This window comes from Bradyrhizobium sp. JR4.1 (assembly GCF_040548605.1).
Taxonomy (GTDB): Bacteria; Pseudomonadota; Alphaproteobacteria; order Rhizobiales; family Xanthobacteraceae; genus Bradyrhizobium; species Bradyrhizobium canariense.
The window spans coordinates 1-17,184 of the sequence record NZ_JBEPRY010000040.1 but is presented as its reverse complement, the minus strand read 5'-3'; the positions used below and the strand labels follow the sequence as shown (position 1 = coordinate 17,184).

Here is a 17,184-nt window from a genome sequence, read left to right as displayed (position 1 = left end):
GCGATGCCCTTTCTGCTCATCGACTTTCCCGCCTTCAAGCCGATCGCGATCGAGATCGGTCCGTTCGCGATCCGCTGGTATGCGCTGGCTTATATCTGCGGCATCGTGTTCGGTTGGCTCTATGCGCGCTCGCTCCTGAAGAAAGAGCGGCTGTGGGGCGGCCCGGCGCCGATGTCGTTGGTGCAGATCGACGACTTCATTCTGTGGGTCACGCTCGGCATCATCCTCGGCGGCCGCACCGGCTATGTGCTGTTCTACAATCTGCCCTTCTTCATCGACCATCCCGCCGCGATCTTCAGGCTGTGGGAAGGCGGCATGTCCTTCCACGGCGGCTTCCTCGGCTGCGTCGTCGCGGTGATGTGGTTCGCCTATCGCAACCGCATCTCGATCCTGTCGCTCGGCGACATCACCACCGCCGTCGCCCCGGTCGGGCTGCTGCTCGGCCGCATCGCCAATTTCATCAATGGCGAATTGTGGGGCCGCACCGCCGGGCCGGAGCTGCCCTGGGCGATGATCTTCCCCAACGATCCCACCCAACTGCCGCGTCATCCGAGCCAGCTCTACGAGGCCGGCATGGAGGGCATTTTGCTGTTCACGGTGCTCGCGATCATGATCCGCTTCGGCGCCCTGAAGCGGCCGGGCATGATCCTCGGCGCGTTCATCCTGATCTATGGTCTGAGCCGGATCGCCGGCGAGCATTTCCGTGAACCGGACGTCCAGCTCGGCTTCCTCTGGGGCGGATTAACCATGGGCATGCTGTTGTCGATTCCGATGCTTATTGTGGGCGGCATACTTATTGTATTGGCAGTGAGGCGCGGTGCGCCCGAGCCCGCAGGGGCTATTCGTTAATTCCTTTTGAGAAGATAGGCCGTGACCGACCAGCCGTTACTCGACGAGATCAAGGCGCTGATCAAATCCTCAGGCCCCATGCCGGTCTGGCGGTACATGGAACTGTGCCTGATGCATCCGCGCTATGGCTATTACGTCTCGCGCGATCCGTTGGGACGAGAAGGCGACTTCACCACCGCGCCCGAGGTCAGCCAGATGTTCGGCGAGCTGTTGGGCCTATGGACCGCCTCGGTGTGGAAGCAGATGGGCTCGCCGCAATTCCTGCGGCTGATCGAGCTCGGTCCTGGCCGCGGCACCATGATGGCCGATGCGCTGCGTGCGCTCCGCGTGCTGCCGCCGCTCTACCAGGCGCTCCACATCCACATGGTCGAGGTCAATCCGGTCCTGCGCGAGCGGCAGAGTGCGACGCTGTCGGGCGTGCGCAACATTGCCTGGCACGACAGCATCGACGACGTGCCGGACGGACCGAGCATCATCCTCGCCAACGAATATTTCGACGTGCTGCCGATCCACCAGATGGTCCGTCACGAGAACGGCTGGCACGAGCGCGTGATCGAGGTCGACGCCAACGGAAAACTTCAATTCGGCGCGGCGGCCGAGCCGACCCCACGCTTCGAGGTGCTGCTGCCGCCTCTGGTGCGCGCCGCGCCCGTCGGGGCCGTGTTCGAGTGGCGGCCCGATGCCGAGATTATGAAGCTCGCCAGCCGCGTGCGCGACCAGGACGGCGCGGCGCTGATCATCGATTACGGCCATCTGCGCAGCGATGCCGGCGACACCTTCCAGGCGATCGCGCGCCACACCTTCACCGATCCCCTGAAGGCGCCGGGCCAAGCCGACGTCACGGCCCATGTCGACTTCCAGGCGCTCGCGCGCGGGGCGGAGGACGTGGGCGCCCGCGTGCACGGGCCGGTGACGCAGGGCGATTTCCTCAAGCGCGTCGGCATCGAGACCCGTGCCGCCGCCTTGATGCAGAAGGCGGCGCCCGACGTTGCCACGGACATTTCGATCGCGCTCAAGCGCCTGACTGAAACCGGGCGCAGCGGCATGGGTTCGATGTTCAAGGTGCTCGGCATCTCTGAGCCGCGCTTGACGGGCCTTGCGGGACTGAGCGATCTCGAACGCGCCGGAGACCATTCATGACGCTTGCCTCCTCGCTGCTCTCAGCGGTGCCCGGCCTGCGCCACGCCTTCTTCACCCGCGAAGGCGGCGTCTCGGGCGGTATCTATTCCGCGCTGAACGGCGGGCTCGGCTCCAACGACGATCAGGCCCTTGTCGCAGAGAACCGCCGCCGCATGGCCGAGCATGTCGGCGTCGCACCGGAACGCTTTCTCAGCCTGCACCAGATCCATTCGCCCGACGTGCTGGTGGCCGAAGCTCCGTGGCCGAGCGGGCCGCGGCCGAAGGGCGATGCGCTGGTGACGAAGGTGCCCGGCATTGCGCTCGGCGTCTCCACCGCCGACTGCGGGCCCGTGCTGTTCGTCGACCCCAATGCGGGCGTGATCGGCGGCGCGCATGCCGGCTGGAAGGGCGCGCTCACCGGCGTGCTGGAGCAGACCATTTCAGCGATGGAAAAACTCGGCGCCTCGCGGAGCGGCATCATCGCCGCGATCGGCCCGCTGATCCGCCAGGACAGTTATGAAGTCGGGAACGAGTTCGTGGCGCGCTTCATCGAGGCGGATGCGGACAACACGATGTTTTTCATCCCGTCGGTGCGCGAGGGACACGCGATGTTCGACCTCGCCGGCTTCATCCGCAAGCGTCTGGAAGCCGCGGGCATCCTGATGATCGACGATCTCGGTCTGGACACCTACGCCGACGAACGCTTCTTCAGCTACCGCCGCTCGGTGCATCGCAAGGAGCCGGATTACGGCCGCCACGTTCACGCGATCGCGCTCGAAGCGTGAACACAAAGGCAACCCCGTGTCATTCCGGGGCTATGCCTGCGCGCGATGACAGTGGGCTGTGGCGCCCCCGCCCTAGACGTTAATGCGTTTTAACGATATCGCTGCCCTCCATAATGAGGGACGCGTCATTCATCTTGCGCCGCGCAGGTTCGCGCGTGCTGGCGGTCATGCTGCTGACGGCTGCGACCGCGCTTGGCGGCTGTGCCGGTGGCGGTGGTGCCGCAAACTCCTACGCCATGGCGCCGAGCGCCGGCTCCGGGGCGACAGTCGCGTTCGAATCGATCGACGGGCCGCCGCCGCAAGTGTTCGACCGCATGGTCGGCGTGCTCGACACCGAATCCAAGCTGCGCAGCCTGTCCGTGGTCTCCCGCGAGGGGACGGCTGCCTACCGCGTGCGCAGCTACCTCTCCGCTCAGATCGTGCGCGGCAAGACCGTGATCGCCTGGGTCTGGGACGTCTACGACGCCAACCAGCAGCGGGCGCTGCGCCTTTCCGGCGAGGAACCTACGGCGGCCAAGGGCGGCCGCGACGCTGCCCGGGATCCTTGGGGAGCTGCCGACGATCTCGTGCTGCGGAAGATCGCCCAGGCCGGATTCAGCGGACTTTCCAACATGATCAACGGTACGCCGGATGCGCCGAACTCGGCTCCCGGCTTGCGCGGGCCGGCTGTGGCGAGCGTGATCCCGGAGGCTCCGGCGACCGGGATGCCGGCCTCGGCGCTGGGCTATGCCGAGCGATAACCCCCGCGAAACCACGGCCCCAACTTCCGGCCAAACCGTTGGCCGGATTCGGGATTTCGCAGGGAAAACGTAGCGTCCCGGGTTGCCATTGCAGCCCCCGGCCTGATATTTCCTCGCCCGTCGTAACCGTGCTTCCAGTGGGTATTGTTTGATGTTGAACATCGTGTCCAGCAAAGCGCGGGAGGAAGCGTCCATGTCGGCCAAGAACGGCTCCATCAAGCTCGTCGCCGGCAACTCCAACCCGGCTCTCGCACAGGCCATCGCGCAAGGTCTCGACCTGCCGCTGACCAAGGCAGTGGTACGGCGCTTCGCCGACATGGAGATCTTCGTCGAGATCCAGGAGAACGTGCGCGGCTCGGATGCCTTCGTCATCCAGTCGACCTCGTTCCCGGCGAACGACCATCTGATGGAATTGCTGATCATCACCGACGCACTGCGCCGCTCCTCGGCGCGCCGCATCACTGCGGTGCTGCCCTATTTCGGCTACGCCCGGCAGGACCGCAAATCGGGTTCGCGCACGCCGATCTCGGCTAAACTCGTCGCCAATTTGATCACGCAGGCCGGCGTCGACCGCGTCATGACGCTCGACCTGCATGCCGGCCAGATCCAAGGCTTCTTCGACATCCCGACCGACAACCTCTACGCGGCGCCGCTGATGGTGCGCGACATCAAGGACAAGTTCGACCTCTCCAGGACGATGGTGATCTCGCCCGACGTCGGCGGCGTGGCGCGCGCACGCGGTCTCGCCAAGCGCATCAACACCCCGCTCGCGATCGTCGACAAGCGCCGCGAGAGGGCGGGTGAATCCGAGGTCATGAACGTGATCGGCGACGTCGCCGGCTACACCTGCATCCTGATCGACGACATCGTGGACTCCGGCGGCACGCTGGTGAACGCCGCCGACGCGCTGATCGCCAAGGGCGCCAAGGACGTCTACGCCTACATCACCCACGGCGTGCTGTCCGGCGGCGCGGCGGCCCGGATCACGAACTCCAGGTTGAAGGAGCTGGTGATCACCGACTCGATCCTGCCGACGGAGGCGGTGAGCAAGGCCCCGAACATCCGCACGCTGCCGATCGCCAGCCTGATCTCCGACGCGATCGCCCGCACCGCCGCGGAAGAGTCGGTGTCGAGCCTGTTCGACTGAGCACGCTGACCTCGTAGGGTGGGTTAGCCCTGCGGACTGCGCGAAGCGCAGACCGCTCGGCGTAACCCACCACTTCTACCCCCGCGGAAAGTAAGAGGCGGGTTACGGCTGCGCCTAACCCACCCTACGGCTCCCTCACGCGCCGCCGCTCCCCATTGTTGCCAACGACCGCCCATGACATCATCCGAATCCCGAGTCATCTCTGCCCTCTGGATGCCCGATGCCACGCCGGAAATTTGCCTGGGAGAAGCTGGCGGATGACGAGTTGCTCAAGCAACGCCTCTCCAGCCTGAGGGTTACGGTCGAAGGCACCTGGCTCGAGGATTGCGTCAGCACGCTGTACGAGGAGCTCGAGGAGCGCGGCATCCGGCTGCGGCCGCACACCTGGATGTCGAGCGAATGGTTCAGCCCGGGCGGCGTTCCCGGCATCGCCATTCCGTTCTATCTCGCTCATCCCCGCCTGATGAAGCTCGAGAAGAAGATGATGTTCGACGTCGAGGGCGGAACCTGGCGCGAATGCATGGCCATCCTCCGTCACGAAGCGGGCCACGCCATACAGCACGGCTACCAGTTGCAGCGCCGCCGGCGCTGGCAGCAACTGTTCGGCCCGTCGTCGAAACATTATCCGCGCTATTACCGGCCCAATCCGGCGAGCCGGCGCTATGTCCAGCATCTGCGGCTCTGGTACGCGCAGAGCCATCCGGACGAGGATTTCGCCGAGACGTTTGCGGTGTGGCTACGGCCCCGTTCGAACTGGCGGACGCGATATGCCGGCTGGCCGGCACTGAAGAAGCTCGAATATGTCGACGAGCTGATGGGCGAGATTGCGGGCAAGCGGCCGCCGATCACGACGCGGGAGCGTGTCGATCCGCTGGGTCGGCTCAGCCAAACGCTGGAAGAGCACTACAAGAAGAAGCAGGCGTTCTACGCCTTCACGCCTCCCAAGACCTACGACCGCGATCTCTCCCGGCTGTTTTCGGCCGATCCGCGGCATCACCGCTCAAAGCCGGCTTCGACCCTGATCAGGCGCCACCGCTCCCAGATCAGGCAATTGGTCGCGCGATGGACCGGCGAGAATCAGCTTACGCTCGATGCCGTGCTTGACGAGATGATCTCCCGCTGCCGCGAGCTCGACCTGCGCGCCGTCGGTCCTGAACAGAAGCTCGTTCTCGACTTCATCGTCCTCGTGACCGCCAAGACGATGCACACGATGTTTGGCCCATCTCGACGAAAATGGATCGCGCTATGAGACGTCTGCGCATTCTGGTGCTCATGCATCCGGACTTCGTGCCGCCGGACTCCAGCGACGGGCACACCGCGCAGGAAATCAATGCGTGGAAAACCGAATACGACGTGGTGAGCACCTTGCGCGCAGCCGGCCATGAGGTTCGCCCGCTAGGCGCGCAGGAGGAAATCAAGCCGGTGCGCGAGGCGATCGAGGAGTTCAAGCCGCACGTGGTTTTCACGCTGCTGGAGGAATTCCACAACAACGTCGCCTTCGACCAGCACATCGCGAGCTATCTCGAGCTGATGAAGGTCCCTTATACCGGGTGCAATCCGCGCGGCCTGACCCTGGCCCGCGGCAAGGATCTGTCCAAGACGCTGGTGCATCACCGCCGGATCGCCGCGCCGGCCTTTGCCGTCTTCCCGATGCGCCGCAAGGTGAAACGCCCGACGCGTCTTGCGCTGCCGCTGATCGTCAAGAGCCTGAACATGGATGGCTCGTTCGGCATCTCGCAAGCATCGATCGTCGACACCGACGAGAAGCTGGCCGAGCGGGTCGCCTTCATCCACGAACGGGTCGAATCCGCCGCCATCGCCGAGCAGTTCATCGAAGGACGAGAGCTTTACGTCGGCGTGCTCGGCAACAACCGCTTACGAGTCCTGCCGGTCTGGGAGTTGAAATTCGGCAGCATGGGCGGCCGCTCGTCACGGCACATCGCCACGGAGAAAGCCAAGCACGACACCGACTATCAGGAGAAGGTCGGCATCGTCGACGGGCCTGCGAAGGATCTGGCGCCGGAAGTGACCGCCAGGATCCAGCGGGCCGCGAAACGCATCTACCGGGTGCTTGGCCTCGACGGCTACGCGCGTATCGATTTTCGTCTCACCGCCGACGGCACGCCGTATTTCATCGAAGCCAATCCAAATCCCGAGATCGCCAAGAGCCAGGAATTCGCCACGGCCGCTCTACATGACGGGCTGAAATATCCGGCTCTCCTGCAGCGCATCCTGGCGCTCGGAATCAGCCGCGCCAAAGCGGGCGTGTCATTGGGGTGATGACGGCTGCGATCACCCCTCATCCTTCGGGACGCGCTTCGCGCCCCTCGGGATGAGGGATGGTCGTTGCGCGGCGTTACACGATTCCCGCGGCGACCTGGCCGCGCAGGCGTTCGAGCCCGAGCAATGTCTCCGCACAGGCGGCCGCCACTTCGACGCCCTTGATCGCAAAATGCCTGCGGAAGAAATCGTAGTGCACCTCGGTCTCGTGGAATTGCTGCGGCGTCAGCACCGCGGAGAACACGGGCACCTCGGTACGCAGCTGCACGTCCATCAACGCCTTGATCACGGTGTCGGCGACGAATTCATGGCGGTAGATGCCGCCGTCGACGACGAGGCCGGCCGCGACGATCGCGGTGTAGCGCCGCGTCTTGGCGAGGATCTGCGCATGCAGCGGGATCTCGAACGAGCCCGGCACCTCGAACACGTCGACATGATTGAGGTGGCGCGCTTCTGCCTCCTTCACGAAGGCGATACGGGCCTCCTCGACCACGTCGCGGTGCCAGCAGGCCTGCACGAAGGCCACCCGCTGCGGTTTCGCGAAGCGCGGGTGGTCGGGCGCCGGGTCCTGTGGAACCGGCGGTGGCGTTTGGGTTGGTTGGGAGGTTTCGGCTTGGGGATCTTGCAACATCTGATTCATGGCTTTCCTCAGTTAAGGACCAGAATCAGGGCACACGGAACGACAAACAGCCGCATCCTGCGATGCGTCTGCCACCGACCGTTCTCTTTCATCCGGACTTTAACCGTCGGCTTCGGAGTTGCACCGAATCTGCTGACCCTTCCCCGCAGCAACAGGCTTTGAGGAAGGCGCTCGCGGGCTTGGGCCTTACGGCCCTTACCGCCGGTGGGGACTTTCACCCCGCCCTGAGAACATCGGCCGTCCGGAATGAACGGCCTGACCGAAATATGACGCCGGTTCGGGGCCGCGGCAAGCGGGTTCCGCATGGGAAAATCGCATGGTCCCATACCGCGAAGGCGGTCCAGGGGGCACGCCGCGGAATTAACGATCGGGGGCGGCCCCAAATCCGATTCCGATTTGTTCTTCCCGTTAATAATTGTGGCCGAGATGAGCTGTGGACGAACGAGTCCTGACTTGTGGACGGACTCGGCAGCCAGTTGCGCAGATTCCGCAAATCACATCAGTTGATCCGCGACAAGCCCGCGCTGATCCGAACGGATCGCCTTAGCAAATTTAAGGGAGCGCGCGCCGGACCAACCGCGTGCGTATCAAAGACAACAAAAAGGCAAGAGGTCGAGACGGCATGTCCCTGCTCGAAGGCACTATCGATTCCAAAAACCATCCGCTCGCGGTGGTCGAGGATATCGCTGCCAGCAACAACTGGCCGTTCGAACGCTCCGGCGAAGACGAACTCACGATTGTCTCCAAGGGACAATGGACCGACTACCAGATCTCCTTCACCTGGATGGGCGAGATCGAGGCGCTGCATCTGGCCTGCGCATTCGACATGAAGATTCCGGTTGCGCGGCGATCTGAGGTCCAGCGGCTCGTCGCCGCGGTCAACGAGCAGCTGTGGGTCGGGCACTTCGACCTGTGGACCACCACCGGCATGATCATGCACCGGCAGGCCCTGGTGCTGCCGGGCGGGCTCATCGCCTCCACCGGCCAGTGCGAAGCCATGCTCGCCGGCGCCATCCACGCCTGCGAACGCTATTTCCCGGCGTTCCAGTTCGTGGTGTGGGCCGGCAAGTCCACGGCGGAAGCCATGGACGCGGCCATGTTCGACACGGTGGGCGAGGCTTAAGGCCTCTCAGCAAGTGAGGGAGCCACACCTCCCTCCTCATCGTCGTCCTGGCGAAAGCCAGGACCATATCGCGAGGTCTCTCCGTGTCTCGCGGTGCTTGTTGCCCTGCCATCCTTCCACTAGAACCAGCCGTGGTAATGGGTCCTGGCCCCCCGTGCGCAATTGCGCACTAGGCCAGGACGACGGCGGTGGCGACAGCGATGGCGAACAGCACTCTCCAAAACATCACCGGCACCATCCTGCTCGCCGGCGCCGGCAAGATGGGCGGCGCGATGCTGACCAGATGGCTTTCGGGTGGGCTCGACCCGCGCCGCGTCGCGGTGATTGATCCTCACATCTCGGCCGAGATCACCGCACTTGCCGCCAAGGGGGTTGCGCTCAATCCTGATGTGACCACGGCGGGCCAGGTCGAGACGCTGATCGTCGCGGTGAAGCCGCAAATGTTCCGCGAGGCCGGCGCCAAGCTGAAGCCATTCGTCTCCGACAAGACCGCGGTGGTGTCGATCATGGCGGGAACCACGATCGCCTCCCTCGAGGAGGTCTGCGGCGGCGCGGTGGTGCGCGCGATGCCGAACACACCGGCCGCGATCGGTCGCGGCATCACGGTGGCTGTCGCCGCGAACAATGTCAGCGCACAGCAACGCGCGGTGGCCGATGCGCTGCTACGCGCCACCGGCTCGGTCGAATGGGTCGACGATGAGAGCCTGATGGACGCGGTGACCGCGGTGTCCGGCTCGGGCCCGGCCTATGTGTTTCTGCTGGCCGAAGAGCTCGCGCGCGCCGGTGTCGAGGCGGGATTGCCCGAGGCGCTCGCGACAAAACTCGCGCGCGAAACCGTCGCCGGCTCCGGTGAACTTCTCCACCAGTCGGAGCTTGCCTCCGGCACGCTGCGCCAGAACGTCACCTCGCCCGGCGGCACCACGGCTGCGGCACTCGGCGTGCTGATGGGCGAGCCCGGCCTGCGCGATCTGATGATCCGTGCGATCGCGGCGGCGACGAAACGGTCGAAGGAATTGGCGAAGTAAGGAAGCTATCCCCTCATGGTGAGGAGGCGCGAAGCGCCGTCTCGAACCATGCAGGCCCGGCTCTCGCCTGTGGCGATCCTTCGAGACGACCGCGGCGCGGTCTCCTCAGGATGAGGGCGGAGCAAGCGGCTCCTAGCTCGTCCCCAGCCGCTTGTTGAACATCGCGACATTAATGAGCCCGCGCGCGTGGCGGCCTTCGCCGAGTTTTCGCGAGCCCTCGAAGGCCTCGACCTCGAAGCGGATGACGCGGCGCTCGACCGCGACCACCTTCGCGGTAGTCCGCACCGTCGCACCGACGAGAGCTGCTGCAAGATGGCGGATGTCGACCTCGGTGCCGACGGTGACCCAGCCGGGCTGAAGGACGCTACGGATCGCATCGCCCGACGTCATCTCCATTTCCAGAATCATCATCGGCGTCGCATAGACCATCGGCATGCCGGGCACGAAATGCCCGACCGTGCGCTCCACCGGCACCACCAGCGTGCGCTCGGCGCTCATGCCGGCCTTGATGAAGTCGCGTGCGTCCATGGGGCCTCCCCCGTCGTCCTGGACAAGCGAGCAAAGCGAGCGCCGATCCAGGACCCATTACCCCGACACAACATTTTTATGCGCGGTCTGAACTCAACCTGCTGCAACAACTGCCGCTTGGGGTAATGGGTCCTGGCCCCCGTGCGCAATTGCGCACTAGGCCAGGACGACAGTTGCGTTTGCAGCTACAGCGGTGGCTACTTCTTCGCAGCCGCCGCGCGCTCCACGAACGTCTTGCCGCCCTTCATCTTATGGGCAAGCGGGGCTTCGTTGATCTGGATGACGACCGCGTCGGCATCGACGCCGAGATTCTTCACCAGCGCCTGGGTGATGTCGCGCATCATGCCGGCCTTCTGCTCGTCGGTGCGGCCCACGGCCATGCTGACAGTGATCTCAGGCATTTTTCTCTCCCTATGCTGTCGTCATGGCCGGGCTTGTCCCGGCCATCCACGTTCTCTTCCATCAAACAAGGCGTGGATGCTCGGGACAAGCCCGGGCATGACGCCTGCCGGCATAGCTATCCCCACTTTACGTCATGGCGCGCCAACACCTCGCGCACTTTGGCGACGAGGTCGGCCTCGCTGCACGAGAACTGCGCCGGGCGGCTCTCCCGCCATTCCTGGTTGGAAGCGATCGCGGCCGCCGCCTTCGCGCCCTCGATCAGATCCTTGATCTGCACCTCGCCACGCGCTTTTTCATCGGAGCCCTGGATGATGACGCAGGGCGCATTGCGGCGGTCGGCATATTTGAGCTGGTTGCCCATGTTCTTGGGATTGCCGAGATAGAGTTCGGCGCGGATGCCGGCGGTTCGCAACGATGCGACCATCTTCTGGTAGTCGGCGACGCGCTCGCGCTCGAACACGGTGACAACGACGGGGCCGAACTCTGGCTTCGTGTCGAGCTTGCCAAGCAGCGTCAGCGCGGCCTGAAGCCTGGACACGCCGATCGAGAATCCGGTCGCCGGCACCGGCTCGCCGCGGAAGCGTGAGACGAGGCCGTCATAACGGCCGCCACCTCCAACGGAGCCAAAGCGGACGGGACGGCCCTTCTCGTCCTTGGTCTCGAGCAGCAGTTCGACCTCGTAGACAGGGCCCGTGTAGTATTCGAGGCCGCGCACGACGGAGGGGTCGATACGGATGCGGTCTGCGCCGTATCCCGAAGCCGTCACCAGTTTGGCGATTTCTTCCAGCTCGCTCACGCCGGCCTGACCGACTTCGCTCTTGGCGAGATAGGTTTCCGCCGCGGCGATCGCCTCTTTCCAGTCGTCGTGCGGTTTGGTGATGGCGAGAACGACGTCAGCTTCCGACGCGCTCAAATTGGCGCCCTTCGTGAAGTCGCCCTTGCCTTCTTCGCCGCCATCCCATCTGCCGGGACCGAGCAGCTTGCGAACTTCCTCGGCGGGAAACTTGTCGAGCTTATCGATCGCGCGCAACACGGTCAGTCTGCGTGCTGCGTTCTCTTCGCCACCGAGCCCGATTGCTTCCAGAACGCCGTCAAGCACCTTGCGATTGTTCACCCTCACGACATACGAGCCGCGCGCAACGCCCAGCGCCTCCATCGTGTCGGCCGCCATCATGCAGATCTCGGCATCGGCCGCCGGTGTTGCCGAGCCCACCGTGTCCGCGTCGAACTGCATGAACTGGCGGAATCGGCCGGGGCCGGGCTTCTCGTTGCGGAAGACGTAACCGACGCGATAGCTGCGATAGGGCAATACAAGACCGTCGGTACCGTAGCGCTCGCCAACGTAGCGCGCGAGCGGCGCGGTCAGGTCGTAGCGCAAGCTGATCCACTGCTCGTCGTCGTCCTGGAACGAGAACACGCCCTCGTTCGGACGATCCTGGTCGGGCAGGAACTTGCCGAGCGCATCGGTGTATTCCATCGCCGGCGTTTCCACGGGCTCGAACCCGTAGAGCTCGTAGACGGTCCGGATCTTCTCCACCATCTCCCGCGTCGCCCGGATCGCGGCGGGATCGCGATCCTCGAGCCCGCGCGGCAGGCGCGCCTTCAGTTTCTGGGGTTTTTTGGATTTTTCGGCCATGCGCGGCATTTACCAGCCGACGCGCGAGGCGGCAACTGCCGGGTAGGCTCTTACGGCTGCTCCATCCGCGCCCGGAGCGCGTCGGCATCCGCTTTCGGCAACGACTTCAGCGTTGGCTTGATGGTTTCGCCGCCGACGATCTTGCCGTTGCGCATGAACATCCAGTCCGAGATGTCGGCTTCAGTGAATTCGACCTTGTCGCCTGCCCGCTTGCCGGGCAGATCGCGTGGCTCGTTGGCGAAGAGGCCGGAATAGGCCCCGTTGGGTATCTTCTTCACCTCGGCCATCCAGATGTGCTCACCGCCTTTGCGGGTCGAAAAGTGCACCTTCAGGGCATGCCCTGTCTCCGACGGCTTCGGCGCCTCATAGGAGGCCCAGAATGTCGGCAGCGTGCCGCGGGCGCGCGCGATCGCGGTGTTCATCTCCGGATCGGTGGTGCGCACGTCGACAACGGGCGAACGTCCCTCAGCGGAGACATCCGGCTGGGGGCCGATGGTCAGAATGCCAAAGACGGTGACGCCGGTGATCGCGGCGAGAACGACCCATTTCAGGGGTTGGGGAAGAGTGGATGCCATGATCGCGATGTCCAGATGACTCGATGTTCGAGTATTCGAGGTCTCGGACTTTGTCGCACGATCATCGTGTCGCGTTCATGGCGCCTCTCTCTCCCCGCGCGCGGGGAGAGAGAGGGCAAAAATCAAGACAGATTGCGGATCCAGTTGTGCGGATCGTTGGTGCGGCCGTACTGGATGTCGACGAGTTGCTTGCGCAGGCCCATGGCGACCGGGCCCGCGGCGCCGCCGCTGATCTCGAAATCGCCGCTCACCGAGCGCACCGTGCCGATCGGCGAGATCACGGCGGCGGTGCCGCAGGCAAACGCTTCCTTCAGCTTGCCGCTTGCCGCATCCTTGCGCCACTGGTCGAGCGAGTACGGCTCCTCGCGCACGGTCTTGCCGGCATCTTTGGCCAGCGCGATGATGGAATCGCGGGTGATGCCGGGCAGGATGGTGCCGAGCGGCGGGGTCGAGAGCGAGCCGTCGTCGAACACGAAGAACACGTTCATGCCGCCGAGCTCTTCGATATAGCGGCGCTCGATCGCATCGAGGAACACGACCTGGTCGCAGCCGTGCTGGATCGCTTCGGCCTGGGCGCGCAGGCTCGCGGCATAGTTGCCGCCGCATTTGACGGCGCCGGTGCCGCCGACCGCGGCGCGCGTGTAATTCTCGGACACCCAGATCGAGACCGGCGCAGGGCCGCCCTTGAAGTAGGAGCCGACCGGCGAGGCGATCACCGCGAAAATGTATTCGGACGACGGCTTGACGCCGAGGAAGGTCTCGCTCGCGATCATGAAGGGGCGCAGGTAAAGGCTGCCCTCGCCGCCCGGCATCCAGGCGCGGTCGATGCGCACGATTTGCTCGACCGCCTCGATGAAGACGTCTTCGGGGAGCTGCGCCATCGCCATGCGGTCCGCCGAGTCCTTGAAGCGCCGTGCATTGGCGTCGGGGCGAAACAGGTTCACGCCGCCGTCGTCGCGCTTGTAGGCCTTGAGGCCTTCAAAAATTTCCTGGGCGTAGTGGAGGACGGCGCCGGCCGGATCGATCTGGAAATTGGCGCGGGCCTCGACACGCGCCTCGTACCAGCCGCCCTTGGCCTGGTTGTAGCGGACCACCGCCATGTGGTCGGTGAAGACGCGCCCGAAACCGGGATCGACCAGCTTGGCGACCCGATCCTTCTCGGGGGTCGGATTGGATGCGGGCTGGATGTCGAATTTCATGCTCATGTCCTTGCCTCCCGCTGCCGGTGGCGGTGCCGTTGTGGCACCCACCTGCCCTGATTTGGGCCCGGCTGGCTCGATTGGTTTCTGGCCGGACCGCCGCCAGCCTTGTTACGGCCGGTTTCCGTGGCCAGCATGTCACCGAGGACATGCTTTTGCGGAAGACGGAAGTCCAGTATGTTTTGCCGAAATGCCGTTCGACAATCGCACGGTAGATCTGCTCCGGCCGTCGCCGCCCGTCCGGCCCACTGCGGCGGCCTTGCTTCGATGCCCACCCGACGCGAAACGATCTAAAATTTCGTGCGGGCTGATCGTTTTGTAACATTGAGACCAAGATACGTCAATATGCCTGACATAAATTTCGCGACTCCTTCTCAAGACGCTGCCGGGCCGCGGCCGGCCGCAGACGACGGAGGCAATTTGCGCTGGGATATCATCGAACTGCTGTTCTTCGCTTATCGCGATTTCGTCGGCGATCCCGACCAGGAGCTGGAGGCGTTCGGCTTCGGCCGGGCCCATCACCGCGTCATGCACTTTGTCTATCGTTATCCCGGCCTCAAGGTCGCCGACCTCCTCGACGTCCTGCGTATCACCAAGCAATCGCTCGGCCGGGTGCTCAAGCAGCTCCTGGACGAGGGCTATATCGTGCAGAAGACCGGCGACAATGATCGCCGCCAACGCCTGCTGTTTGCGACACCGAAGGGCGAGGCGCTGGTGCAGAAGCTCGCCGGCCTGCAGACCACGCGCATCACCAAGGCACTCGCCGAGATGGCGCCGCAGGATGCCGAGACCGTCAAGCGCTTCCTGCGCGCGATGATCGACCGCGACGATCCGGACAAGGTGCTGGAGACGATCTTTGCCACCGTCAATCAGGACAAGGAGTGACCGTGCCGCTCGCTGCAACGCTCGCACGCCCGCCGGCACGCCCCGCCGACGATGCCCCGCATCTCCTGCTGGTCGACGACGACCGCCGCATCCGCGATCTGCTCTCGCGCTTCCTTGCCGGCGAAGGCTATCGCGTCTCGACCGCCGCGAGCGCCAGCGACGCCCGTTCCAAGCTTTTGGGCCTGCACTTCGACCTCTTGATCCTGGATGTCATGATGCCCGGCGAGACCGGCTTCGATCTCGCCCGTTTCATCCGGACCTCGTCCTCGGTGCCGATCGTGATGCTGACGGCGCGGCATGAAGCCGAAGCGCGCATCGAGGGCCTGCAGATCGGCGCCGACGATTACGTCGCGAAGCCGTTCGAGCCGCGCGAGCTTGCGCTGCGCATCAACAACATCCTCAAGCGCGCTGCGCCGCCGCCGCAGGCCGCTGCAGTGGAGAAGATCGCGTTTGGCCCGTACATCTACCACCTCGAGCGCGGCGAATTGCGCCAGGGCGAAGACGTCATTCACCTGACCGACCGCGAGCGCGAGATGCTGCGGATCCTGTCGGAGACACCGGGCGAGACCGTGCCGCGCAGCGCGCTGACCGGCAATGGCAGCGTCAACGAGCGCGCCGTCGACGTGCAGATCAACCGCCTCCGGCGCAAGATCGAAACCGATCCCGCCAATCCGCTGTTCCTCCAGGCCGTGCGCGGCATCGGCTACCGGCTGGTAGCCTCGCCATAAAACAGTAAAGCGCCACCGATGAGCACGATCGATACCGGCCTGACGCTTCTGAAGAGCGCCGCCGGCCGCGTCTCCGCCGCCAATGGCTGGATGGGCAACGCGTTCAAGGGCTGGATGCCGACCGGCCTTTATGCGCGTGCGCTGCTGATCATGATCGTGCCGATGGTGATCCTGCAATCGGTCGTCGCCTTCGTGTTCATGGAGCGGCACTGGAACACGGTGACACGCCGCCTGTCGGCCGCGGTGGTGCAGGACATCGCCGCGTTGATCGACGTCTACAAGGGCTATCCGCAAGACAAGGATCGCGACCAGATCCGCCGTATCGCGCAGCAGCGCCTCGGTCTCGTCGTCGATTTCCTCCCGGCCGGCGACATGCCGCCGCCGGGACCAAAGCCGTTCTTCTCGCTGCTCGACCAGACGCTGTCAGTGCAGCTCGGCCGCCAGATCGGGCGCTCCTTCTGGATCGATACGGTCGGCCGCTCCAACCTGGTCGAGATCCGGATTCAGCTCGACGACGCCGTGATGCGCGTGTTCGCACAGCGCAGCGCGGCTTATGCCTCGAACTCGGAGATCTTCCTGTTCTGGATGGTCGGCACGTCCTCGATCCTGCTGATCGTCGCGGTGCTATTCCTGCGCAACCAGATCAAGCCGATCCTGCGACTTGCCGACGCTGCCGAAAGTTTTGGCAAGGGCCGCGAGGCGCCGAATTTCCGTCCGCGCGGCGCGCGCGAGGTGCGGCGCGCGTCGGTCGCCTTCCTCGAAATGAAGTCGCGCATCGAGCGGACGATGGAGCAGCGCACCGCGATGCTCGCCGGCGTGAGCCACGATCTGCGCACGATCCTGACGCGGTTCAAGCTCGAGCTGGCGCTGATCGGCGACAGCCCCGAAATGGAGGGCATGCGCAAGGACGTCGACGAGATGTCGATGATGCTGGAGGACTATCTCGCGTTCGCCCGCGGCGATTCCGGCGAGCAGTCGCAGCCGACCGACATGGCGCAGGCGCTCGAGGAGCTGCGCAGCGACGCCGAACGCCACGGCCACATTGCGACCGTCGCGTTCAACGGGCTGCCCGTGGTCACGGTGAAGCCGGCCTCGTTCAAGCGCTGCCTCGCCAACCTCGTCACCAACGCCGCCCGCTACGGCAAGGCCATCGCTATCACCGGCCAGCGCGATCACCGTTATTTGACCGTGACAGTCGACGACGACGGCCCGGGTATTCCCGCGCACTTACGCGAAGAGGTGTTCAAGCCGTTCCTGCGGCTGGACAACGCCCGCAACCAGGACGAAGGCGGCACGGGTCTTGGCCTCGCGATCGCCCGCGACATCGCCCGTTCGCACGGCGGCGACATCACCCTTGGCGACAGCCCGATGGGCGGATTGAGAGCAAGCGTGCGGATACCGGTGTAGCTGCCTCTTCCCTTCTCCCCCTGTGGGCCTGTTGCGCTATTGGCTTTTGAGGCTGAAGACGTCGAGAGAGAAGGTCTGGGTCGCGACAGGCTCCGGCCAAGACTGTGATTGTCGCC

18 protein-coding genes and 1 riboswitch are annotated in these 17,184 nt (G+C 64.7%); of the genes, 12 read left to right on the top strand and 6 right to left on the bottom strand.

Annotated elements, in window-relative coordinates:
• The first annotated feature begins 3 nt into the window (after positions 1-3).
• The 7 genes from lgt (at position 4) to ABIB90_RS38695 (ending at position 6,920) form a co-directional block, all read left to right on the top strand.
• Positions 4-849 carry a prolipoprotein diacylglyceryl transferase gene (gene lgt, locus ABIB90_RS38725; protein ID WP_007596816.1) on the top strand — a complete coding sequence of 282 codons (846 nt, stop codon included), beginning with the start codon at positions 4-6 and terminating at the stop codon, positions 847-849.
• A 21-nt stretch (positions 850-870) separates the two neighbouring features.
• Complete coding sequence (locus tag ABIB90_RS38720) at positions 871-1,989, top strand: class I SAM-dependent methyltransferase (RefSeq protein ID WP_007596817.1); 1,119 nt, start codon at positions 871-873, stop codon at positions 1,987-1,989.
• The gene (gene pgeF, locus ABIB90_RS38715) at positions 1,986-2,753 is read left to right on the top strand and encodes a peptidoglycan editing factor PgeF (protein ID WP_354202666.1); all 768 of its coding nucleotides are present in this window, start codon (positions 1,986-1,988) and stop codon (positions 2,751-2,753) included. Before ABIB90_RS38720 ends, pgeF begins: the two co-directional genes overlap by 4 nt.
• Before the next feature lie 113 nt (positions 2,754-2,866).
• Positions 2,867-3,493 carry a hypothetical protein gene (locus ABIB90_RS38710; protein WP_354202665.1) on the top strand — a complete coding sequence of 209 codons (627 nt, stop codon included), beginning with the start codon at positions 2,867-2,869 and terminating at the stop codon, positions 3,491-3,493.
• Between the two features lie 193 nt (positions 3,494-3,686).
• The gene (locus tag ABIB90_RS38705; protein ID WP_007596822.1) at positions 3,687-4,640 is read left to right on the top strand and encodes a ribose-phosphate pyrophosphokinase; all 954 of its coding nucleotides are present in this window, start codon (positions 3,687-3,689) and stop codon (positions 4,638-4,640) included.
• Positions 4,641-4,860: 220 nt separating this feature from the next.
• On the top strand, positions 4,861-5,889 hold the full coding sequence (locus ABIB90_RS38700; RefSeq protein WP_354172455.1) for a putative zinc-binding metallopeptidase: 1,029 nt from the start codon (positions 4,861-4,863) through the stop codon (positions 5,887-5,889).
• Positions 5,886-6,920, top strand: coding sequence for a D-alanine--D-alanine ligase family protein (locus tag ABIB90_RS38695; RefSeq protein WP_007596826.1), 1,035 nt, complete (start codon positions 5,886-5,888; stop codon positions 6,918-6,920). The genes ABIB90_RS38700 and ABIB90_RS38695 overlap by 4 nt, the downstream gene beginning before the upstream one ends.
• A gap of 76 nt (positions 6,921-6,996) precedes the next feature.
• Here ABIB90_RS38695 and ABIB90_RS38690 read toward each other — a convergent pair whose 3' ends face one another.
• Positions 6,997-7,560 (bottom strand): 6,7-dimethyl-8-ribityllumazine synthase, encoded by a 564-nt coding sequence (locus ABIB90_RS38690; protein WP_007596828.1) that lies wholly within the window; start codon positions 7,558-7,560, stop codon positions 6,997-6,999.
• Positions 7,561-7,636: 76 nt separating this feature from the next.
• Positions 7,637-7,796, bottom strand: a riboswitch (FMN riboswitch).
• A gap of 386 nt (positions 7,797-8,182) precedes the next feature.
• Here ABIB90_RS38690 and ABIB90_RS38685 point away from each other — a divergent pair.
• Together ABIB90_RS38685 and proC are read left to right on the top strand one after the other, a co-directional pair.
• Positions 8,183-8,683 (top strand): type III secretion system chaperone family protein, encoded by a 501-nt coding sequence (locus ABIB90_RS38685; RefSeq protein ID WP_007596830.1) that lies wholly within the window; start codon positions 8,183-8,185, stop codon positions 8,681-8,683.
• A 200-nt stretch (positions 8,684-8,883) separates the two neighbouring features.
• Positions 8,884-9,708, top strand: coding sequence for a pyrroline-5-carboxylate reductase (gene proC / locus ABIB90_RS38680; RefSeq protein WP_354202664.1), 825 nt, complete (start codon positions 8,884-8,886; stop codon positions 9,706-9,708).
• A gap of 132 nt (positions 9,709-9,840) precedes the next feature.
• On the opposite strand, the gene ABIB90_RS38675 is transcribed toward proC, so the two are convergent.
• The 5 genes from ABIB90_RS38675 to ABIB90_RS38655 all read right to left on the bottom strand — a co-directional run bounded on the left by ABIB90_RS38675 (position 9,841) and on the right by ABIB90_RS38655 (position 14,054).
• The gene (locus ABIB90_RS38675; RefSeq protein ID WP_219683636.1) at positions 9,841-10,236 is read right to left on the bottom strand and encodes a thioesterase family protein; all 396 of its coding nucleotides are present in this window, start codon (positions 10,234-10,236) and stop codon (positions 9,841-9,843) included.
• Between the two features lie 197 nt (positions 10,237-10,433).
• Positions 10,434-10,637, bottom strand: a complete 204-nt coding sequence (locus ABIB90_RS38670; protein ID WP_007596840.1) for a tautomerase family protein — start codon at positions 10,635-10,637, stop codon at positions 10,434-10,436.
• 116 nt (positions 10,638-10,753) lie between these two features.
• Positions 10,754-12,274, bottom strand: a complete 1,521-nt coding sequence (gene hisS / locus ABIB90_RS38665; protein WP_354202663.1) for a histidine--tRNA ligase — start codon at positions 12,272-12,274, stop codon at positions 10,754-10,756.
• Between the two features lie 50 nt (positions 12,275-12,324).
• The gene (locus ABIB90_RS38660) at positions 12,325-12,849 is read right to left on the bottom strand and encodes a YegJ family protein (protein WP_007596843.1); all 525 of its coding nucleotides are present in this window, start codon (positions 12,847-12,849) and stop codon (positions 12,325-12,327) included.
• A gap of 122 nt (positions 12,850-12,971) precedes the next feature.
• Complete coding sequence (locus ABIB90_RS38655; protein ID WP_007596844.1) at positions 12,972-14,054, bottom strand: branched-chain amino acid aminotransferase; 1,083 nt, start codon at positions 14,052-14,054, stop codon at positions 12,972-12,974.
• 339 nt (positions 14,055-14,393) lie between these two features.
• Here ABIB90_RS38655 and ABIB90_RS38650 point away from each other — a divergent pair, with 339 nt between their 5' ends.
• The 3 genes from ABIB90_RS38650 to ABIB90_RS38640 are packed head-to-tail and all read left to right on the top strand — an operon-like array spanning position 14,394 to position 17,068.
• Positions 14,394-14,933, top strand: coding sequence for a MarR family winged helix-turn-helix transcriptional regulator (locus ABIB90_RS38650; RefSeq protein WP_007596846.1), 540 nt, complete (start codon positions 14,394-14,396; stop codon positions 14,931-14,933).
• Positions 14,930-15,661 (top strand): response regulator, encoded by a 732-nt coding sequence (locus ABIB90_RS38645; RefSeq protein ID WP_035993624.1) that lies wholly within the window; start codon positions 14,930-14,932, stop codon positions 15,659-15,661. Before ABIB90_RS38650 ends, ABIB90_RS38645 begins: the two co-directional genes overlap by 4 nt.
• A gap of 18 nt (positions 15,662-15,679) precedes the next feature.
• A complete protein-coding gene (locus tag ABIB90_RS38640; RefSeq protein ID WP_354172445.1) occupies positions 15,680-17,068 on the top strand; it encodes an ATP-binding protein in 1,389 nt (462 codons plus the stop codon).
• Positions 17,069-17,184: the final 116 nt, after the last annotated feature.